Genomic DNA, 22,652 nt, shown 5'->3' with positions numbered 1-22,652 from the left:
CCCACTCCCCCGACTCCCCCGGTCCGGCGCAGCCGGTCAGCGCGCCGGGCCGGAGGGCAGGCCGCCGACCGGAGTGCGGTGCAGGGCGACCAGCAGCCGCCACACCAGGTGGGCTATTCGGTCGGGGGTGGCGTCTATCAGGCCGTGGGCCCAGTCCGCGAGTGTCCCGGCGAACGTCGCGGCCACCGCCGACGCGACCAGGTCTGGCTCCGGCGCACCGGCCAGGGCACGTTCGCTGCGGCTGCGCTCCCGCAGCTCCCGGTGCAGCACCCCGCCCAGCGGCCCGCCGCCGCCGGGCGTCAGCAGCGCCCGGTACAGCGCCACGTGGTCGGCGGCCCCGGCGAAGAAGCCGAGCAGCGCGGGTAGTGGATTCACCGGGTCGGGAACACCGCGCCATGCGTGCAGCGCGTCCACCGCCTCTCGCACCAGGCCGGCGCAGGCGTCGACGGCCAGCGCTTCCAGGCCGCGGTGGTGCAGGTAGAAGGTGGCCCGGGCGATCCCCGCCCTGCCCACCAGGGCGGCGACGCTCACCTGCTCCAGCGGGCGCGTCACCGGGCCAGGAGCACGGCGCCGAGGGCCAGCGCCCCGGGCAGCGCCTGCGCGAGGAGGATCCGCCGGTTGGCGGTGAGACCGCCGTAGAGCCCGGCCACGAGCACACACCCCAGGAAGAAGACCTGCACCCGGAAACCGGTCGGATCGGCGGCGATCAGGCCCCAGATCAGCCCGGCCGCCAGAAAGCCGTTGTAGAGCCCCTGGTTGGCGGCCAGCGGCACGGTGGCCCGGGCCATCTCCGCGTCGAAGCCGGAGAGCGAGCGCCCCGGCTTCCGCTCCCACAGGAACATCTCCAGCACCAGGATGTACACGTGCAGGGCAGCCACCAGGCCGACCAGGATGTTCGCGATCACGGTCATCATCAGCTCCACTTTCTGGACAGGTGTCCATCAAATATGGACACCTGTCCAGAACTGTGCCCTGTGGCAGGCCACGCGCCGTTCGCCCAGACCAGGGCCCCATAAGCTGTCCGGCGAGCCCCGCGCCTGCCGGGACGAAGGGGACGTACGGACGTGAGCGACGACGATCAGGACCTGGCAGCCGCGCAGCGGCAGCACTGGGAGCACACCTACAGCGCCCACCCGGGCATGTACGGGGAGGATCCCTCCGTCCCCGCCAGGCACGCCGCCCGTGCCTTCCGCGCGGCGGGCGCGCGTGACGTGCTCGAACTGGGAGCCGGGCACGGCCGGGACGCCCTGCACTTCGCCCACGAGGGCTTCACCGTCCAGGCCACCGACTTCAGCCCCGTCGGCCTTGAGCAACTCCAGCAGGCCGCGCGGGCCCGGGGTGTGAGCGAACGGGTGACCACCGCGGTCCACGACGTGCGCGAACCGCTACCGCTGCCCGGCAACTCCGTGGACGCGGTGTTCGCCCACATGCTGCTGTGCATGGCCCTGTCGACCCGCGAGATCCACACCCTGGTCGGCGAGATCCGCCGCGTGCTGCGGCCCGGCGGGACGCTCGTCTACACCGTCCGGCACACAGGTGACGCCCACTACGGCACCGGCACCGCCCACGGCGACGACGTCTTCGAACACGGCGGCTTCGCCGTGCACTTCTTCCCCCGCCACCTGGTCGACTCCCTGGCCGACGACTGGTCACTCACCGAAGTCCACGCCTTCGAGGAAGGCGACCTGCCCCGCCGCCTGTGGCGCGTCACGCAGACCCTGCCGCACTGAGCCCGGCCCCGGGGCGGGGGGCGGAGCCACCTCATCCCGTCCACTGTGCGCTCGGGAAACACCCGTGAGCCGCTCCCCACCCCTCGCCCGACGCGCGTCCCTCCATGCCCGGCAACGGGAATCAGCGCGGCTCGACGAACCGCTACCGGCTGGCGCGCAGTTGTTCTCGCAGATGGTCGAAATCCCGTCGGAGTGCCATGACGCGTTCGTCGCGCCACGTGGAGGACGGCAGCTGCAGGTGGCTGTGGAGTTCACGGGCGAGGAGTACGGCCCTGTTGAGAGTGAAGGCGGCCTGGACGGGGGCGGGTTCGGCGGCGATGAGCCCTTCGATGTGCTCGCGCGCGCCCGGCGTGGCGAGGAGGAGGATCCACAGCAGGGCGAGGTCGTACCCGGGCAGGTAGCGGCCTGCGTGTTCCCAGTCGATGAGCGCCGCCTGACCGTCGGCGGTGAGGAGGAAGTTGGTCGGCAGCGGGTCTCCGTGACCTGGTACCGCGGCAGTGTCCGCCTGGTGCAGAAGATCGGTCAGCGCACTCAGGTCCTGCGGGGTGATGACGCCCCGTCTGCGATCCCGTTCGAGACGTGCCCGGTAGTCAGGGGCGCGAGTGAAGGCCCCGGGCGGTGGCTGCCAGCGGGAGAAGCAGCACAGCGCAATGAGCATCGCGGCGAGGTCTGCCGGGCGCAGAGGGTGCGGGGACCAGCGATCGGAGAGGGGCGGGCGACCTCTGACGTGCTCGATGAGCAGGACGTGCCGGTGTGCGTCGGCGGCGATCAACCGAGGCACGCGGACGGGCGGCGGAGTGCGCCCGAATGCTTCGTAGGCGCGGATCTCCGCGAGGCACTTGTCGGCCCACAACGGCGTGTGGTCGGTCAGCAGTTTGGCGACGGTGGGGCCGTCGTCGCTGTGTCCGGCGATGAGCAGGGACTTGCCACTGCGGGAGAGGATCGCTGCGGGGTGGAAGTCAGGACGCAGCCGAACGGCTGGTTCAGCTGCGCGGGCGAGTCCGTCCGTCACTGCCTGCCCTCCTGCGCGCCGTGGCCTCTCCCCCGCTCCCGCCGCGCGGAGGCAGGGGTCCGACCCGAGTGGGCTCAGCTGGCGAGCAGTTCCATGCCGCCGGTCTCGCCGAAGGTGAGCCGGCAGGTGTCGGCGCGGTAGGTGGAGACGGCCACGGCTGCGACGCGGCCGCCGGAGAGGTAACGCGTGGTGACCACGAGCACCGGGGCTCCGGGCAGCCGGTCGAGCTGCCGGGCGTCCTCGGCGCCGGCGGAGCCCAGCTCCACCGAACGGTCCTGGCCGTCGAGCGGGTCGCGGTGCAGGGCACGCAGCACGGCCTGGCCGCGGGCGGCGCCGTCGTCCGCTCCGCTGCGCGGACCGTCGAGCGGCACGTAGAGCAGTTCGGCGGCGAGCGGCTGGCCGTGTGATGTCCGGGCGCGGCGCACGACGTGCACCGTCTCGCCGTCGACGAGGTCCAGCAGGCGGGCCACCGCGGCGGGCGGCGAGGTCTCGGTGCAGTCCTCGACCTGCCAGGCGTCACCGGGAGCGCCGGGCCAGCTGCCCTGCACGGGGGCGATGTCCACGCCGACCCGCGGCGGGGCGACGGTGGTGCCCACTCCCCGGCGGCGCTGCAGACGCCCTTCGAACTCCAGCTGCTCCAGCGCCTGCCGCAGCGTGGCCCTGGCCACTCCGTAGCGGGCGGCGAGGTCGCGCTCGTTGGGCAGGATCTGCCCGACGGCGAACTCGGAGTCCAGTGCCTCCGACAACACCGTCTTGAGGTGCCAGTACTTGGGCTCCGGCACCGTCTCCAACTGCGTGGTCCCCACCCTTGCCTCCGCAATCGCCGTGTCGCCGACGGGTTTATGCGTGCTTCTTTTTTAAAGGTTGTTGCGTATGCCCTGTGACCATAGGACGACCCGCCCCTTTGGTCAAGACCAATGCCTCCGCGTCGGCGGTGCCGGACGTCCGATAGCGTCACCGCGGTGCCGGCGCGAGGGCAGCCGGCGCGGGGCGGGACACAGGAGAGACTCCATGGAGCAGCAGGTCACGGTGGTCACCGGGGGCAGCCGAGGGATCGGCGCGGCGGTCGCGCTGCGGCTGGCGCGCGACGGGCACGCGGTGGGCGTCGCCTACGAGCGGGACGCGGACGCCGCGGAGCGGGTGGCGGCGGCGGTACGGGCCGAGGGCGGCAGGGCGCTCGCGGTCCGGGCGGACACCGCCCGGGAGCCGGAGGTGGACGCGCTGTTCGACGCCGTCACCCGCGACCTGGGGCCGGTGACGGGTCTGGTGGCCAACGCCGGTATCACCGGCCCGCTGGGCCGCTTCACCGAGACCTCCACCGCCGACATGCGACGCGTGATCGACGTGAACGTGCTGGGGGTGCTCTACTGCGCGCGACGCGCCGCGCTGGCCATGTCGCGGCGGCACGGCGGGACGGGCGGCGCGATCGTCACCGTCTCCTCCGCCGCGGCCACCACCGGCAGCCCCGGCGAGTACGTGCACTACGCAGCGAGCAAGGCCGCGGTGGACGCACTGGCCGTGGGCCTCGCACGGGAACTCGCCGGCGACGGCGTGCGGGTCAACTCGGTGCAGCCCGGCATGATCCTGACCGACATCCACGCCTCCATGGGCGATCCCCAGCGGCCGTGGCGGCAGCCCGACCGGGTGCCGATGAAGCGGCCCGGTGAGCCTTCGGAGGTGGCCGGGGCCGTCGCCTGGTTGCTGTCGCAGGAGGCGTCCTACACCACCGGCGCGGTGCTGCGCGTGGCCGGAGGCCTCTGAGCAGGTGGACGGGACCCCCGCGGAACGAAAGGTGGGCGCGTGGCCGACCGGGCCTCCCCGGGGTTTCCCGTCCGGGCCGCTGCTGACAGGGTGTGCTGTTCGTCGTGCTGTCGAGGAATCAGAGGAGAGCCCATGTCCGAGCCGGTGTCCTTCGTGCGGGTGACCCGTGAGGACCGTCCGCGGGTCTCGGTCGCCTGCGAGCGCCGCGGGTCGGGAGAGCCGCTTGTGCTGCTGCACGGAATCGGCCACCACCGCCAGGCCTGGGCTCCGGTGATGGACGCGCTGGCCGCCTCCCATGAGGTGATCGCCCTGGACCTGCCCGGCTTCGGCGAGTCGCCGGCCCTGCCCGCCGGGCTGCGGCACGGCCCGGAGACGCTGGCGTCGGTGCTCGCGGACGTGTTCGCCGAACTCGACCTGGACCGTCCGCACCTGGCGGGCAACTCGCTGGGCGGGCTGATCGCGCTGCACCTGGGACGGGCGGGGCTGGCACGGTCCGTCACCGCCCTGTCCCCCGCCGGGTTCTGGACCGAGGGCGAGCGGCGCTGGGCGTTCGCCGTGCTGCGGGCCATGCGGGCCGGGGCCGAGGCGCTGCCGGACGGCGCCGTGCGCCGACTGGCCCGGACCCCGGCCGGGCGGGCCGCGCTGACCGGCACCATCTACGCCCGCCCCGGGCGCCGCTCCCCCGAGGCGGTGGTCGCCGAGACCCGCGCGCTGCGCGGCGCGCCGGACTTCGCGCGGACACTCGCCGCGGGCCGGGGTGGAGACGGGCTGTTCCGTTCGGACCTGGCGAAGATCCCGGTGACGATCGCCTGGGGTACCCGCGACGTCCTGCTGCCGCGCCGGCAGGGCGTCCGGGCCAAGCACGTCATGCCGGGTGCGCGCCTGGTGCGGCTGCCGGGGTGCGGCCACGTGCCGATGAGCGACGACCCGGCGCGGGTGGCGCGCGTCATCGCGGACACCGCCCGCTGAACGCCCGCCATGTGACGGGGTGTGGGTGCGGTGGCCGTGGGGGCGCCCCCGGGTCCGGGGGCGCCGCCCGGGTGGTTCTCGGGTGGTGGGACGCCGTTCACCGTTCCGCCGACGGCCGTTGTCCGGGACCGTGTTGCGTGGCAGCCCCCACCGCTGAGGAGGACCCCATGCCCGACGGACACCACCCCCGCAGCAGTCCCGGCCGCCGCGCCGTGCTGCGCGGTTCGCTGGCGGCGTCAGCCGCGCTCGCCCTGCCGCTGCCGCGTGCCTCCGCGGCGGCGCCCGCCCAGCTTCTGGGCGGTCGGCCGTCGGGACTGTGGGGTGTGCAGACCGGTGACGTCACCGCCTCGTCCGGCCTGGTGTGGGTGCGCGCGGACCGGCCCGCCCGGATGACCGTGGAGACCTCGCCGACGGAGTCCTTCCGCTCGGTGCGGCGCTGGCGCGGCCCGCTGGTCGGTCCCGGCACCGACTTCACCGGGCGGACCGCGCTGCACGGCCTGCCTCCCGGCCGGGACGTGCACTACCGGGTGCTGCTGTCCGACCCGGACGATCCGCGGCGCACCGGCGAGCCGCTTCACGGCTCGTTCCGGACGGCTCCGGTCGGCCGCCGGGCCGGCGTCCGCTTCCTGTGGTCGGGGGACGTCGCCGGGCAGGGCTGGGGCATCAACCCCGATCGCGGCGGTTTCCCGGTGTTCGAGGAGATGCGGCGCCTCTCGCCGCACTTCTTCCTGCACAGCGGCGACACCGTCTACGCCGACAACCCGATCGAGGCGACGGTGGCGCTGCCCGGCGGCGGCGTGTGGCGCAACGTCACCACGGAGGAGAAGTCCAAGGTCGCAGAGACCCTCGACGAGTTCCGGGGCAACTTCCGCTACAACCTGCTCGACGCGCACCTGCGGCGTTTCAACTCGCAGGTGCCCTCGATCACCCAGTGGGACGACCACGAGGTCGTGAACAACTGGTACCCGGGAGAGATCCTCGACGACCCCAGGTACCGGGTGAAGGACGTGGACGTGCTGGCGGCCCGGTCGCGCCGGGCGTTCGGTGAGTACTTCCCGCTGTCCACGCTGCCGCCCGGCGACAGCGAGGGGCGGGTCTACCGGGTGGTGCGGCACGGGCCTCTGCTCGACGTGTTCGTGCTGGACATGCGCACTCACCGCAACGCCAACTCCCCGGGACGGCAGGCCACCGACCGCCAGGGCATCCTGGGCGGACGCCAACTCGCCTGGCTCAAGCGCGAGCTGAGCCGGTCGCGGGCGGTGTGGAAGGTGATCGCCTCGGACATGCCGCTGGGTCTGGTGGTGGCCGACGGCAGCGAGGACTTCGAGGCCGTCGCCCAGGGCGACCCCGGCCTGCCGCTGGGGCGGGAGCTGCAGATCGCCGACCTGCTGCGGTTCGTCAAGCACCGGCGCATCACCGGGACGGTGTGGCTGACGGCGGACGTGCACTACACCGCTGCCCACTCCTACGAGCCGTCGCAGGCCGCGTTCAAGGACTTCGAGCCGTTCTGGGAATTCGTCTCCGGGCCGCTGCACGCGGGCGGCTTCCCGGCGGTGCGGATGGACGGCACGTTCGGGCCGGTGCAGCGGTTCCTCAAGGCGCCCCACCGGGCGAACGTGCCGCCCGGCGAGGGCGGCCAGTTCTACGGGCAGGTGGACATCGACGGCGGCAGCGGTGAGCTGACGGTGCGGCTGCGCGAGGAGGGCGGCGCGGTGCTGTTCACGAAGGTGCTGCAGCCCGGCCGGGTCGGCCAGTAGCCGGCGCGGGGGCGATGATGGGGCGATGGCGGACGAGCTGACGTATCCCGAGGTCGGGGCGACATCCGACGGCGCGCACCCCGCCGGCTACCGGCACCTGCGGGTGCGCACCCGCGTCGGCGACGGCGGGCGGTGCTACCGGGCGGCGGCGGACGCGGTCCTGGGGTGGCGCATGCACCGGGCGATGGGCGTGGAGGTGGACGCGGACGGCCCGCGCGCCGAGAGCGGTGTGCGGGTCGTGGTCGGCCTGGGCGTGGCACGGCTGCGGGTGCACGGGCCGTGCCGCGTGGTGTGGTCGCGCGACGGCGAACGGCGCGCCGGGTTCGGCTACGGCACGCTGCCGGGGCACCCCGTGCGGGGCGAGGAGGCGTTCACGGTCGAGTGGCGGCCCGACGGTTCGGTGTGGCTGACCGTGGCCGCGTTCAGCCTGCCCGCCGTGTGGTGGACCAGGTGCGCGGGCCCGCTGGTGCCGGTGTTCCAGCGGGCGTACGCCCGCCGGTGCGGGCGCGTGCTGCGCCGCCTTGCGGCGGGTGGCTGAAAAGCACCATCAATCCGTTTTGCCCTTAACCCATCAGTCACAGTTCGTTCGTGATCACGCAACACCGGTGGAGGAGGCTGGGCGCATGGCTGACATCTCCGCGCGCAGGACCCGCAACGCCGTCCGACGGGGCCACCACTGGCGCCGTGACCTGGTGGAGCTGGCCGCACTGTTCACCGCCGTCACCGTCGCCGACAGCATCGCCAAGACCGTCGTCAACGCCCCCGACGGGCCGGTGCTGCTGGTCTGCTCCGCCGTCGTACTGCTCGCCACCGCCGGCTTCCACACCTGGTGGGCCCGGCGCCACCCGCACGCGCCGCCGCCGGACGGTACCGATACCGGCACCGCCCCGCCGCCCGGCAGCGCCGGCGCCGGGGCGGACCTGCCGACCGTGCTGTGGCGGATGCGGACCACCGTGCGGGACCGGCCGGGCGCGCTGGCCGCGCTGTGCACGGCGCTGGCGGGGCGGTCGGTGGACATCCTCACGCTGCAGACCCACCCCCTCGGCAGTGCCACCGTCGACGAGTTCCTGCTCCGCGCCCCGCAGGAACTCGACCCGGCGGCGCTGACCGCCGTGGTGCGCGACGGCGGCGGCAGCGGCACCTGGCTGGAGCGGGCCGACGCCCACGACCTGGTGGACGCCCCGACCCGCGTCCTGGGCATCGCCACCCGAACCGCTCTGGACAGCGCCGAACTCCCCCTGGCGCTGCGGGAACTGCTCGGCAGGTGCACCATCCGCTCACTGCCCGACCGGTCCCCCACCGGCAGCGCGACCACCGACCGCCGGGTGCCGCCCGAGGGCGAGATGGCGGAGACGGTGCTGCGGCTGCCCGACCCGACCGGTGGCCTCATCGTCATCGAGCGTCCTCATCTGCCGTTCACCCCGACCGAGTTCGCGCGGGCCCGCGCCCTGGTGGAGCTGGACGCCCGGCTGGGCCAGCGGGTCCCCCGGCAGCGGGACGAGCTTCCGCTCGCGGCGGACGGCACGGTCAGCGTGCGCCGCGCGCACACCGGCGACGTCACCGCCGCCCGCGCGATGCACGACCGCTGCTCGGCGCGGACCCTGTCGCTGCGCTACCACGGACCCGTGCACGACGCGGACCGCTACCTGGGCCATCTGCTGTCGCCGCGCTACGGCCGAACGCTCGCGGTGGAGACGGCGTCCGGCCGGCTGGTCGCCCTCGGGCACCTGCTGTGGGACGGCGACGAGACGGAGGTGGCGCTGCTCGTCGAGGACGAGTGGCAGCGCCGCGGCATCGGCTCCGAACTGCTGCGCCGCCTGGTGGCGATGGCTGAGGAGTCCCGTTGCGGCAGCGTCTACGCCGTGACGCAGGCGTCCAACACCGGCATGGTCGCGGCCATGCGGGGGCTGGGGCTGCCGCTGGACTACCAGGTCGAGGAGGGCACGCTGGTGATCAGTGCCCGGCTGACGCCCGCTGCGGTGCGGACGCCGGCTGACGGGCGCTGAGGGCGGTGTCGAGGTCCTGCCACAGGTCCTCGACGTCCTCCAGCCCCACCGACATGCGCAGCAGCTTCTCGCTGATGCCCGCGCCCCGGCGGTCGTCCTCGGCCACGATGCGGTGGCTGATGGACCCCGGGTGCTGGATGAGGGTGTCGACGCTGCCGAGACTGACCGCAGGAGTGATCAGCCGGACCCCGGAGATCACCGCGTGCGGGTCGTCGCGGACCTCGAAGGCGACCATCGCGCCGCCGATCCGCGGGTAGTGGACCCGGCCGACCCGCGGGTCGCGGGCAAGGCGGGCGGCGAGTTCCGCGGCCGTCACCGACTGGGCGCGGACCCGCACCGGCAGCGTCGCCAGGCCCCGCAGCAGGAGGTAGCCGGCCAGCGGGTGCAGCACTCCCCCGGTGGCGAACCGGATCTTGCGCAGCTGCCGGGCGAGGTCCTCGTCGCAGGCGACGACGCCGCCCATCACGTCGCCGTGCCCGCCCAGGTACTTCGTCGCACTGTGCATGACCAGGCGCGCGCCCTGCTCCAGCGGGCGCTGCAGCACCGGCGTGGCGAAGGTGTTGTCGGCGAGCAGCGGCACGGTCCCGCAGGAGTGCGCGACGGCCCGCAGGTCGATCTCGGCAAGGGTGGGGTTGGCCGGCGTCTCCACCACGACGAGCCCGGTGTCCGGGCGGATCGCGTCGGCCACCCCGGCCGGGTCGGTCCAGGTCACCTCGGTGCCCAGCAGGCCGCTGTCGAGCAGGTGGTCGCTGCATCCGTAGAGCGGGCGGACGGCGACGACGTGCCGCAGGCCGGCCGCCGACCGGGCGAGCAGTACCGCGCTCAGCGCCGCCATGCCGCTGGCGAAGGCGACCGCTGACTCGGCGCCCTCCAGGCGGGCGAGCGCCTGCTCGAAGCGGGCCACCGTCGGGTTGTCCAGCCGGGCGTACACCGGAGGGCCGGTGAGCCGAGCGCCGGTCGCGGCGAACTCGTCGATCCGGGCCGCCTCGGCACGGCTGTCCGCCGAGGGGTAGGTGGTGGAGAGGTCCAGGGGTGCGGCGTGCAGACCGAGGCCGGCGAGGTCCTCGCGGCCGGCGTGCACTGCCTCGGTGGCCAGGGAACGGGGTGTGGTCTCCATGAGGCCATGCTGAACAGCTACCGGGAAGTATCCCTCGGAGCCCGTGCTACGTTCGGCCGATGACCGATTCCGTCAGTCTGGATCCGGTCGATCTGGAGATTCTGCGGCTGCTTCAGAACGACGCCCGGACCACGTACCGCGACCTGGCCGCAGCGGTGGGCGTCGCCCCGTCCACCTGCCTGGACCGGGTCGGCAGGCTGCGGCGCAGCGGTGTGATCCTCGGGCACGAGCTGCGGCTGGACCCGGCGCGGATGGGCCGCTCGCTGGAGGCGCTGCTGCTGGTACAGGTGCGCCCGCACCGACGTGAGCTGATCGGGCCGTTCGTCGAACGGGTCAGGGGGCTGCCGGAGTCGCGGGCGCTGTTCCATCTGACCGGCCCCGACGACTACCTCGTGCACGTCGCCGTGACGGGCACGGCGGACCTGCAGCGGCTGGTGCTCGACGAGTTCACCTCCCGCCGGGAGGTGGCGCGGGTGGAGACCCGGCTGATCTTCCAGCAGTGGGACTGCGGGCCGTTGATGCCTGCGGACCCGTCGTCGCCGTGACCTGTCGTGACCTTCGGGTACGGGTGACGCGGCGAGAGCATCCGTATGAGGATGGACGGCATGTCCGCAACCAAGAACCCCTCACCGCTGCCACGCCGGGTGGCAGACGACTACGTCGACGCGCTCGTCGAACTCGACCCCGTCCAGGGCACGTACCTCGGTCTGGCCCGCAGCGCCCGCCGGTTGCCCGACTTCTCTCCCGACGGCCACGGGGCCGTCGCCGCGCTGCACCGGGCGACGCTGGCCCGCCTCGACGACGCGGAGGCCGCAGTCCGCGCGGGCGGCCCCGATACCACGGGCGGTGACATACCGCAGGACGGTGCCGCGGCCGATGTCGACGCGGACGCGGAGCGGCGCTGCGCGCGGCTGCTGCGGGAACGCCTCACCGCCAAGCTGGCGGTGCACGACGCGCAGGAGGACCTGCGCCGGGTGAGCAATCTCAGCTCACCCGTGCACAGCGTGCGCATGGCGTTCACCGTGATGCCCGCTGAGACCGAGGACGACTGGGCGGCTGTGGCCGCACGGCTGCGGGCGGTGCCGGACGCGCTCGCCGGCTACCGCGCCTCCCTCGCCGCCGGGCTGGAGGCTGGGCTTCCCGCCGGGCCGCGCCAGGTGAGCACCGTCATCGGCCAGTTGGCCCAGTGGAGCGGCGCCGCCGGCGGCACACCGTGGTTCGCGGCCTTCGTCCGGAGCGGCCCCCACGCGCTCCGCGGCGAGCTGGACTCGGCAGCCGCGCGGGCGACAGCCGCCGTGGCGGACCTGCGGGACTGGCTGCGGGAGAAGTACGCGCCCGGCATCGAGGGCGCCCCCGAGACCGTGGGGCGCGACCGGTACCGGCTCTGGGCCCGCTACTGGAACGGCACCGACCTCGATCTGGAGGAGGCCTACGCCTACGGCTGGGCTGAGTACCACCGGCTGATCGCGGAGATGCGCACCGAGGCCGAACGCATCCTGCCCGGTGCGGCCACGCCCTGGGAGGCGTTGCGGCACCTGGACGCGCACGGCGCGGCGATCGAGGGCGTGGAGGAGGTCAGGATCTGGCTGCAGAAGCTGATGGACGAGGCGATCGACGCGCTGGACGGCACGCACTTCGAACTGGCGGACCGGGTGAAGCGGGTGGAGTCGATGATCGCTCCGCCGGGCGGGGCCGCCGCTCCTTACTACACCGGCCCGTCGCTGGACTTCTCCCGTCCGGGGCGCACCTGGCTGCCGACGATGGGCGAGACGCGCTTCCCCGTCTACGATCTCGTCACCACCTGGTACCACGAGGGGGTGCCGGGCCACCACCTCCAGTTGGCCCAGTGGACGCACGTCGCCGACCGGCTCTCCCGCTACCAGACGACCGTGGGCATGGTCAGCGCCAACGCGGAGGGCTGGGCCCTGTACGCGGAACGGCTGATGGACGAGCTGGGCTTCTTGTCGGACCCGGAACGCCGACTGGGCTACCTGGACGCGCAGATGATGCGCTCGACACGCGTCATCGTCGACATCGGCATGCACCTGGGCCTCGCCATTCCGGACTCCTCGCCGTTCCGGCCGGGTGAGCGGTGGACTCCCGCGCTCGCGCAGGAGTTCTTCGGCATGCACAGCGGCCGGCCGGCGGACTTCGTGGAGAGCGAGCTGGTGCGCTACCTGGGCATGCCCGGCCAGGCCATCGGCTACAAGCTGGGCGAGCGCGCCTGGCTGCTGGGCCGGGAGGCGGCACGCCGCGCGCACGGTGACAGCTTCGACGCCAGGCGCTGGCACATGGCGGCCCTCTCGCAGGGCTCGCTGGGTCTGGACGACCTCACCGCGGAACTGTCAGCGCTGTGACCGGCGCCCGCTGAGCCGGGCCGGGCCCGCCGGGCGAGCCCCCGAGGGGGAGCCGCCCGGCGGGCCCGGCCCGTCAGGCGTCCTGGCCGGTGAGGCGGACCGTGGAGCCGGTGCGCTGCCTGACCACGTGCAGCTGGGCGGGGACGCGCCTGCGCAGCTCCGCGACGTGGCTGACGATGCCCACGCTGCGGTCGCGCTCGCGCAGGGAGTCCAGTACGTCCATCACCTCGTCGAGGGTCTGCTCGTCGAGGCTGCCGAAGCCCTCGTCGATGAACAGCGTGTCGAGCCGGGTGCCGCCGGCCTCGTCGCTGACGGTGTCCGCCAGGCCCAGTGCCAGGGCCAGGGAGGCGGTGAAGGTCTCGCCACCGGAGAGGCTGGCGGTGTCCCGGGCCTGGCCGGTCCATGCGTCGACGACGTGCAGGCCGAGGCCCGAGCGGGCGCCGCGCCCGGCCCGTTCGTCGGAGTGCAGCAGCGTGTAGCGGCCGCCGGACATCTGCGCGAGACGGGCGCCGGCCGCGGCGGCGACCTGTTCCAGCCGGGCGGCCAGCACGTACGACTCCAGCCGCATGCGGCGTTCGTTCTCCGCCGAGGTGCCCGCGGTCAGCGTGGCGAGCGCCGCGGCGCGGTCGGCCTCGGCCCGCAGCGGGGCGTGCCGGCGCGCGTCCGCCGCGGCCTGGGTGGAGAGGCGTACCAGTTCCTCGCGGCGACTGCGGGCTGCGGCGTGGGCCGCGTCGGCCGCCCGCCACCGGGCCGCGCACAGCGCCAGGTGGCGTTCCGCCGTCTCCGGTGCGGCCGGCGGAAGCTCGGTGGCGGCCTGCACCTGCGGATCGGCGAGTTCGGCGGCCGCCGCGCCCTCCTGGGCCTGCCAGTCGTCCAGCCGCTCCTGCAGGGCACGCTGCCGGGCCGGCGGAAGCACCGCCCCGGCAGCCTGCTGCGGGGTGGAGAACCGTGCCCGGTAGGCGGCGTCGGCCAGTTGCGCGTCGGCCTGCTTGAGCCGGTCCGCCGAGTCCTGCGCCTGCTGGGCCGCGGCGGACGCCCGGGCGGCAAGTTCAGCGAACCGCTGGAGACGGGACGCCTGTTCGCTGACGCTGGCCGCCGTGCCCCGGGCCCGTTCGACCTCCGCGTGCAGCGCAGCCCGTTCGGTGAGCAGCGCCTCCCGGCCGGCGGCCCGGGCGGCGGCACGGCGGCCGGCCTCGTCGCGGGCGGCGAGTCGGCCGGCCTGCTCGCGCAGGGCCTGCTCCATCGCCTCCCTGGCGGCGTGCGCGTCTCCGGCCGAGGTGCGCGCCTCGTCGCGTTCCGCGGTCAGGGCACGCACCTCGGCGTCGAGCACACAGGTCTCGCCGCCGTCGGCGTCGGTGGTGGCGGCGGTAAGCGCCTCCTCGTGCCGGGCCAGGGTGCGGCGCGCGGCCTCCCGGCCGTCCTCTGCCTCGCGGTGGGCGGCGAGGGCCCGCTCCTCGGCCTGCCGGTCGACGTGGTGGGTGCCGCGCCGGGCCGGGCCGGGGTGCTCACGCGACCCGCACACAGCGCACGGCTCGCCGGTGCGCAGTGCCGCCGCCAGTTCGGCGGCCATGCCCTGGAGGCGGCGTTCCCGCAGGTCGAGCCACTCCTCGTGGGCGGCGGTGGCGCGTTCCCGGGCGGTGAGGTGGGCGTGCTCGACCGTTTCGGTGCGGGCTGCCAGGTCGTCCCTGCGCCGGGCGGCCTCCAGTCGGCGCGACGCCGGGTCGAGGCGGGCGGTGAGCTGTTCGGCGCGGGTGGCCGCGTCGGCGGCGGCGTCCACGCGGGCCTGGTGCGCGTCGCGCCGTGCGGGCCAGTCGGCGAGCCATTGCTCGGCCTCGCGCAGGGTCTCCTCGTCGGCGCCCGCCTCCGCCTCCAGGGCGGCGAGTTGCGCGGCCAGCTCGGCGCTGCGCTGCTCGGCACGGCGCGCGGCGTCCAGTGCGCCCAGGCGTTCGCGCAGCTGCGCTTCCTGGTGCGCGAGTTCCTCAGCTGTGGCGGTGGCGAGCGCGGTGGGCAGGCGGGCGCGCAGCTCCTCCTCGACGCGGGCCGCCCGGCGGTGGGCGGCTGCCGCCTGCTCGCGCAGGTCGAGGGCGGGCTGCACGGTGTCGGCGGCCCTGGCGCGGTCCAGGTGGGCCCGGACCTGTGCGCGCTCGGGGGCCGCTTCGGCGAGTTGCGCGGCCCGCCGGGCGGCGTCCGCCCCACGCTGCTGCAGGCGCGCCAACTCCCGCGCCTCGGCGAGCCGGCGCTCGGCGCCGCGGTGGGCACGTTCGGCCTCTGCGGCTGCGGAGGCGGTGATCTCGCCGCGCTCGTACGCGGTGCCGCGGGCCACGGCGGCCCAGCCGAGCACGGTGCCGGTGAGATCGGGCTCGCCTGCGGACAGCGGCGGCAGCGGGTGCTCGGCGGCGATGTCGCCGGCGGCCTGATGCATGCGGTGGGCGAGTGCGAGCAGGTGCTCGTCCGCGGCCCGCAGGCGTTGCTGCGACTGCGCCCGCAGCTCCGCGAGGTGCCGTTCGACGGCGGCGAAACGGCCGGTGTCGAACAGCCGGCCCAGCAGCTGCGCCCGTTCCTCGGCGCCGGCCCGCAGGAAGCGGGCGAAGTCGCCCTGCGGGAGCAGCACCACCTGGCAGAACTGCTCCCGGCTCATGCCGAGCAGCTCTGTGATCTCCTGCCCGATCTCCCGGTGGGAGCGACTGAGCCCCCGCCACTCGCCGGCCTCGGGGTCGTAGGCCCGCAGCAGGGACTGGGCCTTGTCGGTGGTCCAGCCGTCACCGCTGCGCTTGCGCCGGGGCTGTTCGGGGCGCCGCGTGACCTCCAGCCGCCGGCCGCCGACGGTGACGTCCAGCACCACCTCGGTCGCGGTGCCGGGGTCGGCGTGGTCGCTGCGCAGGCGGCCCGCGCCCTGGCTCTGCCGGGCGCCGGGCACCGCCCCGTAGAGGGCGAAGCAGACGGCGTCGAGCACCGAGGTCTTGCCGGCGCCGGTCGCGCCGTGGAGCAGGAACAGGCCGGCGGCGGAGAGCGTGTCGAAGTCGATGTGCTCGGTGGCGCCGAACGGGCCGAAGGCGCTGACGGTCAGCCGGTGCAGCCTCACCTGTCGGCCCTCGCGGCCTCGTTGACCCGGGCCGCCTCGAAGGCGCTGCGCAGCAGGTCGGTTTCGCCCGCGTCGGGGCCGCGCCCGGCCCTGACGTGGGTGACGAAGTCCCGGGCGATCTGGGTGTCGTCGCGGCCCCGGACCCGGTGTGCGTAGGAGCCCCGCTCCTGCTCGGGGTCGCGTTCGGGGTCGAAGACGAGGTGCAGCAGGTGCGGGAAGCGGGCGGTGAGCCGGGTGAGGGGGTCGGCGGGGCGGGTGGCGTCGGTGAGGGTGGCCTCGACCCAGGCGCCGGAGTGGCGCTCCAGCCGGGGGTCGGCGAGGAGGTCCTCCAGCGGGCCCCTGATGCGGGCGAGCGGGCGGGGCACCGGGCAGTCGAGGCGTTCGGTCTGCAGGGCGCCTTCGGGGCCGAGGTCGACGAGCCACATCGACTTGCGGTGCGACGCCTCGGAGAAGGAGTAGGCGAGCGGCGAGCCGGAGTAGCGCACCCGGGGGCTGAGGGTCTGGCAGCCGTGCAGGTGGCCGAGCGCCACGTAGTCCGGGCCGTCGAAGACCGACAGCGGGACGGAGGCGACGCCGCCCGCGGTGATGTCGCGTTCGCTGTCGGAGACCTCCCCGCCGGTGACGAAGGCGTGCGCGAGCACCACGCTGCGGGTGCCCTCGGGGCGGGCCGCGAGGTCGGCCCGCACCCGCGCCATGGCGGCGCCCAGCACCGCCGCATGGTCGGCGCGGGCGGCACCGAACTCGTCCCGCACCAGGGCCGGTTCGAGATAGGGCAGGCCGTAGAGGGCGACGTCGCCGTGCTCGTCGGTGAGTACCACGGGCCGGTCGCAGCCGGCCGGGTCGGTGCGCAGGTGCACGCCCGCCCGGTCCAGGAGTCCGGCGCCCACGCCCAGCCGGCGGGCCGAGTCGTGGTTGCCGGAGATCATCACCGTGGGGACGCCGAGCCCGGCCAGCCGGTGCAGCACGTCGTCGAAGAGTTCGACCGCGGCCAGTGGCGGCACGGCCCGGTCGTGCACGTCTCCCGCGACGAGCACCGCGTCGACGCGGTGCTCGCGGACGGTGGCCACGAGGTGGTCGAGGAAGTCCCGCTGGGCGTCGAGCAGGCCGACGCGGTGGAAGCTCCGGCCCAGGTGCCAGTCCGAGGTGTGCAGGAGGCGCATGGTCACCGACCCTAAGCCCCGCCACTGACAGCGCGTGGCCCGAACCCCGCAACCGCTGCCCGCCGCGGGCTCAGCGGCGGGGCGGAAGGCGGTGCAGCACCACGTCGGTCAGCTCTCCGCCGTCGGCCTCGGCAGTCATGTAGGTGCAGTGCGGCTGCGCTCTGCGGTCGGTCGGCGAGCCGGGGTTGAGCAGCCGCAGGGTGCCGCCGGGAGTGGCGGCGCGGGTGTCCCAGGGGATGTGGCTGTGGCCGAAGACCAGGACGTCCGCGTCGGGGAAGCGGGCGGCGCACCGCTGCTCCCGGCCGCGGGCGGGGCCGGTCTCGTGCACCACGGCGAAGCGCAGGCCGCCCAGTTCCGCCCGGGCGGTCTCCGGGAGGCGGGACCGCAGCGCCGCGCCGTCGTTGTTGCCGTACACCGCGACGAGCCGCCGGGACCGCTGTTCGAGCAGGTCGAGCGTGTCGGTGTCCACCCAGTCACCGGCGTGGATCACGGCGTCGGCCGCGTCGACGCGCTCCAGCAGCTCCTGCGGGAGGTGCTTGGCGCGGCGGGGCAGGTGGGTGTCCGTCGTCAGCAGCAGGCGCACCCGGCCAACGTACCCGCCGGCCGCGGGCCCGGGGCCGCACCCGCGGATGCGGCGCGTCCCCGTGCGCCGGGCGGGCGCGGGCCCGGTACTCAGGGCGTGCCGTAGGCCTCCCCGCCCAGTTCCACGGTGGCGGCGCCCGCGGTGGCGCCCGCCAGCCAGGCGCGGAAGGTGTCCACCTCCGCTTCGGGCAGCCCCACGCTCAGGGTGACGGCCTGCCCGTAGACGACGTCGCGCACGTCCCGGCCGGTGGAGCGCAGGTCGTTCTCCAGGCGGCCGGCCCGCTGGTGGTCGACGGTGACGTGGACGAGGCGGAACCTGCGGCGGGTGACCGTGCCCAGCGTGTCGAGCGCGGCGCCGACCGCGCCGGAGTAGGCCCGGATGAGCCCCCCGGCGCCGAGTTTGGTGCCGCCGAAGTAGCGAGTGACGACGGCGACGACGTAGCGCATGTCGCGGCGCAGCAGCATCTGCAGCATCGGCAGGCCGGCGGTGCCGCCCGGTTCGCCGTCGTCTCCCGCCTTCTGCACGGCGGCGTCGGCGCCGATGACGTACGCGAAGCAGTGGTGGCTGGCGGTGGGGTGTGCGCGGCGCACACCGGCGAGGTGGTCCAGCGCCTGCTGCTCCGTGGCGGCCGGGGCGAGCGAGCAGAGGAACCGGGAGCGGTTGACCTCCGTCTCGTGGGTGCCCGCGGTGGCGACGGTGGCGTACTGCTCCTGCATGCGGCCACCCTATGCGGGGTGCCGGGAATGGCCGTCGGCGGGCGCGGGTTCATTCCCACATGTACGCGGACCGGCAGGCAGTGCGGCGGATTCTGACGGAGTCGGGCGACACGTGGGCGGTGGTCGGGTTGTCCACCAACACCGACCGGGCGGCCTACGGCGTCGCCGCGGTGCTCCAGCGCTTCGGCAAGCGGGTGGTGCCCGTCCATCCGAAGGCGGAGACCGTACACGGGGAGAAGGGCTACGCCTCGCTCGCCGATGTGCCGTTCCCCGTCGACGTGGTCGACGTGTTCGTCAACTCCGCCCTGGCGGGGGGTGTCGCCGACGAGGCGGTGGCGGTGGGCGCGAAGGCGGTGTGGTTCCAGTTGGGTGTGGTCGACGAGGCGGCACGGGAGCGCACCAGGGCAGCTGGGCTGGACATGGTGATGGACCGCTGCCCGGCGATCGAGATACCCCGCCTGGCGTCCTGAGGCGCTCCCGCCCGCTCACGGACGGGGCCCGCCCGCCAGCACGCGGGCGGAGCCAGCCGGGGGCGACGTCAGCGGGGGGCGGGGACGGACACGGCGAGGGTCATCTCCACGGGCTCGTCTCCGTCGTTGCGGTAACCGTGCGGGACGTGCGAGCCGAACGTCGCCGAGGTGCCGGCCGGCACCTCGTGGTCGATGCCGTCAACGGTGAGGGTGAGAACCCCCGCGCGCACGTGCAGCAGTTCCGCCGTACCGGGCGGGTGGGCGTCGGAGCTGCTGCCGTCGCCGGGCATGAGCAGCCAGCTCCACAGTTCCAGCGGCCCGGGCGCTTCGGTGCCGGCCAGCAGGGTGCTGTGGCTGCCCGCTTCGGTACTCCAGAGCCGGACCGCCAGCTCGGCGGGCACCAGGCGTACCGCCTCACCCCGCTCGTGGTCGAGCAGGCCGGTGATGCTGACGCCCAGGGCGTCGGCCACCTTCACGACGGTGCCGACGCTGGGGTTGGTGCGGGCCTGCTCGATCTGGATCAGCATGCCGCGGCTCACGCCGGCGCGCGCGGCGAGCGCGTCCAAGGTGAACCCCCGTTCGGTGCGCAGCCGTTTGAGGTTTCTTGCCAGGGACTGAGTGAGGTGGTCGAGATCGGTCACGGACGCCCTTCACTACGGAGTCTACTATTCTGAATGCATAAGTTCACTGTGATGCACTACGGTGTGCTGAACCCAACCGTTCATCACACTGTACTGCGAGGTACGACCATGACCGCCGTCCTGGCTTTGATGACCAGCCTGATGTGGGGGCTGGCCGACTTCGGCGGTGGCCTGGTCACCCGGCGCATGTCGGCGCTCACCGTGGTTGTCGTCTCGCAGTCGCTGGCGGCCGTGGCCCTGGGCGTGGTGGTCGTGGCCACCGGCGGCTGGTCCGAGATCGGCCCGCAGCTGTGGTTCGCCGTGGCCGCGGGCGTGGTGGGACCGATCGGCATGCTCGCCTTCTACAAGGCGCTGGCCCTCGGCCCCATGGGCGTGGTGTCACCGCTCGGCGCGGTGGGAGCGGTGGCTGTCCCGGTGGGCGTCGGACTGGCACTGGGCGAGCGTCCCGGCTGGGTGCAGATCGCCGGCGTACTGGTCGCCGTCAGCGGCGTGGTGCTGGCCTGCGGCCCGAGCGTGGGCGGAGCACCGGTGGCCCGCCGTACCGTGGGCCTCACGCTGCTGGCCGCCTTCGGTTTCGGCTCGGTGATGGCGCTCATCGAACACGCCTCGTCCACCATGACGGGGCTGTTCCTCGCCCTGTTCGTGCAGCGCGTGCTCAACGTCGCGGTCGGCGGCGCGGCCCTGTGGGCGGCGACGCGCACGGGCACGAAGGCACTGCCCGCGGACGGTTCCGCCGGGCTGCGGGCCGCCCTTCCGACCCTGGCCCTGATCGGACTGGCCGACGTGGCCGCCAACGGCACCTACATGGTCGCCGCGCAGCACGGGCCGGTGACGGTCGCCGCCGTCCTGGCGTCGCTGTACCCGGTGGTCACCGCCCTGGCCGCCCGGGGCGTGCTCCAGGAGCGGCTGCGCGCGGTGCAGACGGCCGGTGCGGGGCTGGCGCTGATGGGAACGGTGCTGCTGGTCGCCGGCTGACCCGCGGCGCCCGCCCTCACAGGTGCCGCACCGCCAGCAGGAGCAGGGCGACCGCCTGCAGGGCGAACAGGGTCACCAGCAGGATCCGCTGCGTGCGGCGGTTCACGGTACACACCTTCCCTCACCGGTCGGGACCGGTCGTCAGCCGGCTGTGCTGTCCAGTGTGCCCGGCGGGCGGCGCTCGTCACCGGACTCGGTGAACGCGAGCAGTTGTTCCACGGAGACACCTTCGGGCACCGGCACGGGTGCCGGGGTGCGCAGCGGCGGCTGCCAGCCCTGTTCGGCGTCCCAGCGGCGCACCACCCGGGCCGGCGCCCCGGCGACCACGGCGTGGTCGGGGACCTCGCCGCGCACCACCGAACCGGCCGCCACCACGACGTTGCGGCCCAGCCGCGCCCCCGGCAGGATGACCGCGCCGTGCCCGATCCAGCTGCCGGGGCCGATCTCCACCGGGGCCGTCCTGGGCCACTGCTTGCCGATCGGCTGCTCGGGGTCGTCGTAGGAGTGGTTGGTGGACGTGACGTAGCAGTACGGCCCGAAGAACACGTCGTCGCCGATCGTCACCGAGGTGTCGGCGATGACGTGGCTGCCGCGGCCCAGCACCACGCCGTTGCCCAGCCGCAGCACCGTGTCGGGTCCCAGTTCGAGGTCGGGCATCATGCCCGCGGTCAGCGTGACGTCGGCGCCGATGACGCAGTGGTCGCCCAGTTCGATCCAGGGCGTTCCGAACACCGTGCCCTGCGGGAAGGCGAGCCGGGTACCCGCGCCGATACGGCGGAAGGCGTACGGGCCGGGGCGGTCCGCGGTCACCGAGCCGGCGCGTTGGGCCCAGCGCCACGCACCGTGCACCACGCGGCTCAGCAGCGCGGGGAGGGGGTTGGGAGTCGGGCGCACGTCCTCACCGTAGTGGTCGCGGCCCGCGTCGGCTGTCCGGCCCGTTGTGATCTTGCCCCCACACGCCCGGCCGGCGTGTGCCGCGGGGGCGGGGGCGGTCAGCCGCCGTGCGCCTCGCGGTGGGTGCGCGCCAGCTCGACGTACATGTCGGCGTTCAGGCGCAGGTGGGCGCGTTCCTCGTCGGCCAGCTCGCGCCGGACCTTGGCGGGCACACCAGCCACCAGCGAACCCGGCGGCACCCGCATGCCCTGCGGGACCAGGGCCTGTGCGGCCACCAGTGACCCCGTGCCGATGACGGCGCCGTTGAGCACGGTGGCACCCATACCGACGAGCACGCCGTCCTCGACCGTGCAGCCATGCAGGACGGCGTTGTGGCCGACCGAGACGTGGTCGCCGACGGTGACGGGGAAGCCGGGGTCGACGTGCACGGTGCAGTTGTCCTGGATGTTGCTGCGGGCACCGACGGTGATGGGACCGCAGTCGGCTCGCAGCACCGTGTGGTACCAGATGCTCGACCCGGCTGCGAGGGTGACGTCGCCGGTGACCACCGAGGTCGGCGCGGCGAACGCGTCCGGGTCCAGGCGCGGGGCGTGGCCGCCCACCGCCGCGATCAGGGGTCGGTCTGTCATCGCCGCTCCTGGCTTCCTGGTTCCTGAGGACGCTGCCGGTCGGCTCGTCATGGCCGCGACCGCGGCGCCCGGCGGCGGTCCGCACCGCTGGTCCGTGCGCCGGGGTGGCGGGTCACTCGCCGGCGGGCACCGTCTGCCGCTCTGAGGGCGTGGTGTCGGTGAGCGTCCGGGCGGCCATCTTCTTCGCCCGCCGCTTGATGATCGCGAAGGAGCACACACCGGCCAGGAGTGCGAGGACCAGGCCGATCCAGGAGAACCGCTTGAGCCACTCCTCGGCGACCTTGCCCGCGTAGTAGACGACGGCGGTGGTGCCGCCGGCCCACAGGATGCCGCCGGGGATGTCGGCCGCGGCGAACTTCCAGTACGGCATGCGCAGCACGCCCGCCAGCGGACCGGCGAAGATGCGCAGCAGGGCGACGAACCGGCCGAAGAAGACCGCCCAGGCGCCCCAGCGCTCGAAGGAGCGCTCGGCGAGGGCCACGTTGTCCGGTGAGAAGTGCCTGGGGAACTTCTGCCCCAGCCACCCGAAGAGCGGTCTGCCGCCGCGGCGTCCGATCAGGTACCCCAGGCTGTCGCCGACGCAGGCTCCGAAGATGGCACAGGCGGCCACCCACACCGGGTCCACGTAGCCCTGCGAGGCCAGCAGCGCCGCGCTGACGAGGATGATCTCACCAGGCAGCGGCACTCCGAGCATCTCCACGAGGATGATCACTGTCACCAGCGAGTACACCGCTACCGGTGGAATCGTCTCCAGCCAACCCTGGATGTCCAACGCCCATCCTCCCCGTCATGC

At 74.3% G+C, this 22,652-nt stretch carries 23 protein-coding genes; 10 read left to right on the top strand and 13 right to left on the bottom strand.

Annotated features, from left to right (window positions below):
- Positions 1 to 36: 36 nt before the first annotated feature.
- The gene (locus QNO07_RS14145) at positions 37 to 660 is read right to left on the bottom strand and encodes a TetR/AcrR family transcriptional regulator (RefSeq protein WP_502961841.1); all 624 of its coding nucleotides are present in this window, start codon (positions 658 to 660) and stop codon (positions 37 to 39) included.
- Positions 549 to 911, bottom strand: coding sequence for a DUF1304 domain-containing protein (locus QNO07_RS14140; protein WP_283992413.1), 363 nt, complete (start codon positions 909 to 911; stop codon positions 549 to 551). The genes QNO07_RS14145 and QNO07_RS14140 overlap by 112 nt, the downstream gene beginning before the upstream one ends.
- Positions 912 to 1,064: 153 nt before the next feature.
- Here QNO07_RS14140 and QNO07_RS14135 point away from each other — a divergent pair, with 153 nt between their 5' ends.
- Positions 1,065 to 1,730: a class I SAM-dependent methyltransferase gene (locus QNO07_RS14135; protein WP_283992325.1), complete on the top strand. Its 666-nt coding sequence runs from the start codon at positions 1,065 to 1,067 to the stop codon at positions 1,728 to 1,730.
- A gap of 142 nt (positions 1,731 to 1,872) precedes the next feature.
- Here the strand turns inward: QNO07_RS14135 and QNO07_RS14130 are convergent, their stop codons facing one another.
- Together QNO07_RS14130 and QNO07_RS14125 are read right to left on the bottom strand one after the other, a co-directional pair.
- Positions 1,873 to 2,742 (bottom strand): phosphotransferase, encoded by an 870-nt coding sequence (locus QNO07_RS14130; RefSeq protein ID WP_283992323.1) that lies wholly within the window; start codon positions 2,740 to 2,742, stop codon positions 1,873 to 1,875.
- A gap of 74 nt (positions 2,743 to 2,816) precedes the next feature.
- On the bottom strand, positions 2,817 to 3,548 hold the full coding sequence (locus QNO07_RS14125; RefSeq protein ID WP_283992322.1) for a GntR family transcriptional regulator: 732 nt from the start codon (positions 3,546 to 3,548) through the stop codon (positions 2,817 to 2,819).
- A gap of 205 nt (positions 3,549 to 3,753) precedes the next feature.
- Between QNO07_RS14125 and QNO07_RS14120 the strand changes: the two genes are divergently transcribed.
- The 5 genes from QNO07_RS14120 to QNO07_RS14100 all read left to right on the top strand — a co-directional run bounded on the left by QNO07_RS14120 (position 3,754) and on the right by QNO07_RS14100 (position 9,235).
- Entirely contained in the window at positions 3,754 to 4,503 is a 750-nt protein-coding gene (locus tag QNO07_RS14120; RefSeq protein ID WP_283992321.1) for an SDR family oxidoreductase, read from the top strand.
- 132 nt (positions 4,504 to 4,635) lie between these two features.
- A complete protein-coding gene (locus tag QNO07_RS14115; RefSeq protein WP_283992320.1) occupies positions 4,636 to 5,472 on the top strand; it encodes an alpha/beta fold hydrolase in 837 nt (278 codons plus the stop codon).
- A gap of 167 nt (positions 5,473 to 5,639) precedes the next feature.
- Complete coding sequence (locus QNO07_RS14110) at positions 5,640 to 7,229, top strand: alkaline phosphatase D family protein (protein ID WP_283992319.1); 1,590 nt, start codon at positions 5,640 to 5,642, stop codon at positions 7,227 to 7,229.
- 25 nt (positions 7,230 to 7,254) lie between these two features.
- A complete protein-coding gene (locus QNO07_RS14105; RefSeq protein WP_283992318.1) occupies positions 7,255 to 7,767 on the top strand; it encodes a DUF1990 domain-containing protein in 513 nt (170 codons plus the stop codon).
- Positions 7,768 to 7,852: 85 nt separating this feature from the next.
- A complete protein-coding gene (locus QNO07_RS14100) occupies positions 7,853 to 9,235 on the top strand; it encodes a GNAT family N-acetyltransferase (RefSeq protein WP_283992317.1) in 1,383 nt (460 codons plus the stop codon).
- Here the strand turns inward: QNO07_RS14100 and QNO07_RS14095 are convergent.
- Positions 9,183 to 10,352, bottom strand: a complete 1,170-nt coding sequence (locus QNO07_RS14095) for a trans-sulfuration enzyme family protein (protein WP_283992316.1) — start codon at positions 10,350 to 10,352, stop codon at positions 9,183 to 9,185. The genes QNO07_RS14100 and QNO07_RS14095 overlap by 53 nt on opposite strands.
- A 59-nt stretch (positions 10,353 to 10,411) precedes the next feature.
- On the opposite strand from QNO07_RS14095, the gene QNO07_RS14090 reads away from it, so the two are divergent.
- Positions 10,412 to 10,897 carry an Lrp/AsnC family transcriptional regulator gene (locus QNO07_RS14090; RefSeq protein WP_283992315.1) on the top strand — a complete coding sequence of 162 codons (486 nt, stop codon included), beginning with the start codon at positions 10,412 to 10,414 and terminating at the stop codon, positions 10,895 to 10,897.
- Between the two features lie 60 nt (positions 10,898 to 10,957).
- Positions 10,958 to 12,709, top strand: coding sequence for a DUF885 domain-containing protein (locus tag QNO07_RS14085; RefSeq protein ID WP_283992314.1), 1,752 nt, complete (start codon positions 10,958 to 10,960; stop codon positions 12,707 to 12,709).
- Positions 12,710 to 12,782: 73 nt separating this feature from the next.
- Here the strand turns inward: QNO07_RS14085 and QNO07_RS14080 are convergent, their stop codons facing one another.
- The 4 genes from QNO07_RS14080 to QNO07_RS14065 form a co-directional block, all read right to left on the bottom strand.
- The gene (locus tag QNO07_RS14080) at positions 12,783 to 15,791 is read right to left on the bottom strand and encodes an AAA family ATPase (protein WP_283992313.1); all 3,009 of its coding nucleotides are present in this window, start codon (positions 15,789 to 15,791) and stop codon (positions 12,783 to 12,785) included.
- Positions 15,788 to 16,951, bottom strand: a complete 1,164-nt coding sequence (locus QNO07_RS14075) for an exonuclease SbcCD subunit D (protein WP_283992312.1) — start codon at positions 16,949 to 16,951, stop codon at positions 15,788 to 15,790. Before QNO07_RS14075 ends, QNO07_RS14080 begins: the two co-directional genes overlap by 4 nt.
- Before the next feature lie 70 nt (positions 16,952 to 17,021).
- Positions 17,022 to 17,534, bottom strand: a complete 513-nt coding sequence (locus QNO07_RS14070; protein WP_283992311.1) for a metallophosphoesterase family protein — start codon at positions 17,532 to 17,534, stop codon at positions 17,022 to 17,024.
- An 89-nt stretch (positions 17,535 to 17,623) separates the two neighbouring features.
- Positions 17,624 to 18,250, bottom strand: coding sequence for a YigZ family protein (locus QNO07_RS14065; RefSeq protein WP_283992310.1), 627 nt, complete (start codon positions 18,248 to 18,250; stop codon positions 17,624 to 17,626).
- A gap of 59 nt (positions 18,251 to 18,309) precedes the next feature.
- Here QNO07_RS14065 and QNO07_RS14060 point away from each other — a divergent pair, with 59 nt between their 5' ends.
- A complete protein-coding gene (locus QNO07_RS14060; protein WP_283992309.1) occupies positions 18,310 to 18,720 on the top strand; it encodes a CoA-binding protein in 411 nt (136 codons plus the stop codon).
- A gap of 68 nt (positions 18,721 to 18,788) precedes the next feature.
- Here QNO07_RS14060 and QNO07_RS14055 read toward each other — a convergent pair whose 3' ends face one another.
- Complete coding sequence (locus QNO07_RS14055; RefSeq protein ID WP_283992308.1) at positions 18,789 to 19,361, bottom strand: helix-turn-helix domain-containing protein; 573 nt, start codon at positions 19,359 to 19,361, stop codon at positions 18,789 to 18,791.
- A gap of 108 nt (positions 19,362 to 19,469) precedes the next feature.
- Between QNO07_RS14055 and QNO07_RS14050 the strand changes: the two genes are divergently transcribed.
- Positions 19,470 to 20,336, top strand: a complete 867-nt coding sequence (locus QNO07_RS14050; RefSeq protein ID WP_283992307.1) for an EamA family transporter — start codon at positions 19,470 to 19,472, stop codon at positions 20,334 to 20,336.
- A 141-nt stretch (positions 20,337 to 20,477) separates the two neighbouring features.
- Here the strand turns inward: QNO07_RS14050 and QNO07_RS14045 are convergent, their stop codons facing one another.
- The 3 genes from QNO07_RS14045 to QNO07_RS14035 form a co-directional block, all read right to left on the bottom strand.
- On the bottom strand, positions 20,478 to 21,230 hold the full coding sequence (locus QNO07_RS14045) for an acyltransferase (protein ID WP_283992306.1): 753 nt from the start codon (positions 21,228 to 21,230) through the stop codon (positions 20,478 to 20,480).
- A 98-nt stretch (positions 21,231 to 21,328) separates the two neighbouring features.
- Positions 21,329 to 21,859, bottom strand: a complete 531-nt coding sequence (locus QNO07_RS14040) for a gamma carbonic anhydrase family protein (RefSeq protein WP_283992305.1) — start codon at positions 21,857 to 21,859, stop codon at positions 21,329 to 21,331.
- A 112-nt stretch (positions 21,860 to 21,971) separates the two neighbouring features.
- Positions 21,972 to 22,631, bottom strand: coding sequence for a DedA family protein (locus QNO07_RS14035; RefSeq protein ID WP_283992304.1), 660 nt, complete (start codon positions 22,629 to 22,631; stop codon positions 21,972 to 21,974).
- Positions 22,632 to 22,652 lie beyond the last annotated feature (21 nt).

It is taken from the genome of Streptomyces sp. 549 (genome assembly GCF_030124175.1).
Taxonomy (GTDB): Bacteria; Actinomycetota; Actinomycetes; order Streptomycetales; family Streptomycetaceae; genus Streptomyces.
This window is presented reverse-complemented; position numbering and strand designations above follow the sequence as displayed.

Bases quoted from the DNA above. Each gene is read 5' to 3' on its own strand.
- QNO07_RS14050 (WP_283992307.1), top strand. From the start codon at position 19,470: ATGACCGCCGTCCTGGCTTTGATGACCAGCCTGATGTGGGGGCTGGCC.
- QNO07_RS14105 (WP_283992318.1), top strand. From the start codon at position 7,255: ATGGCGGACGAGCTGACGTATCCCGAGGTCGGGGCGACATCCGACGGC.
- QNO07_RS14120 (WP_283992321.1), top strand. From the start codon at position 3,754: ATGGAGCAGCAGGTCACGGTGGTCACCGGGGGCAGCCGAGGGATCGGC.
- QNO07_RS14115 (WP_283992320.1), top strand. From the start codon at position 4,636: ATGTCCGAGCCGGTGTCCTTCGTGCGGGTGACCCGTGAGGACCGTCCG.
- QNO07_RS14040 (WP_283992305.1), bottom strand. From the start codon at position 21,859: ATGACAGACCGACCCCTGATCGCGGCGGTGGGCGGCCACGCCCCGCGC.
- QNO07_RS14085 (WP_283992314.1), top strand. From the start codon at position 10,958: ATGTCCGCAACCAAGAACCCCTCACCGCTGCCACGCCGGGTGGCAGAC.
- QNO07_RS14060 (WP_283992309.1), top strand. From the start codon at position 18,310: ATGTACGCGGACCGGCAGGCAGTGCGGCGGATTCTGACGGAGTCGGGC.
- QNO07_RS14065 (WP_283992310.1), bottom strand. From the start codon at position 18,250: ATGCAGGAGCAGTACGCCACCGTCGCCACCGCGGGCACCCACGAGACG.
- QNO07_RS14075 (WP_283992312.1), bottom strand. From the start codon at position 16,951: ATGCGCCTCCTGCACACCTCGGACTGGCACCTGGGCCGGAGCTTCCAC.
- QNO07_RS14095 (WP_283992316.1), bottom strand. From the start codon at position 10,352: ATGGAGACCACACCCCGTTCCCTGGCCACCGAGGCAGTGCACGCCGGC.
- QNO07_RS14100 (WP_283992317.1), top strand. From the start codon at position 7,853: ATGGCTGACATCTCCGCGCGCAGGACCCGCAACGCCGTCCGACGGGGC.
- QNO07_RS14090 (WP_283992315.1), top strand. From the start codon at position 10,412: ATGACCGATTCCGTCAGTCTGGATCCGGTCGATCTGGAGATTCTGCGG.
- QNO07_RS14110 (WP_283992319.1), top strand. From the start codon at position 5,640: ATGCCCGACGGACACCACCCCCGCAGCAGTCCCGGCCGCCGCGCCGTG.
- QNO07_RS14140 (WP_283992413.1), bottom strand. From the start codon at position 911: ATGACCGTGATCGCGAACATCCTGGTCGGCCTGGTGGCTGCCCTGCAC.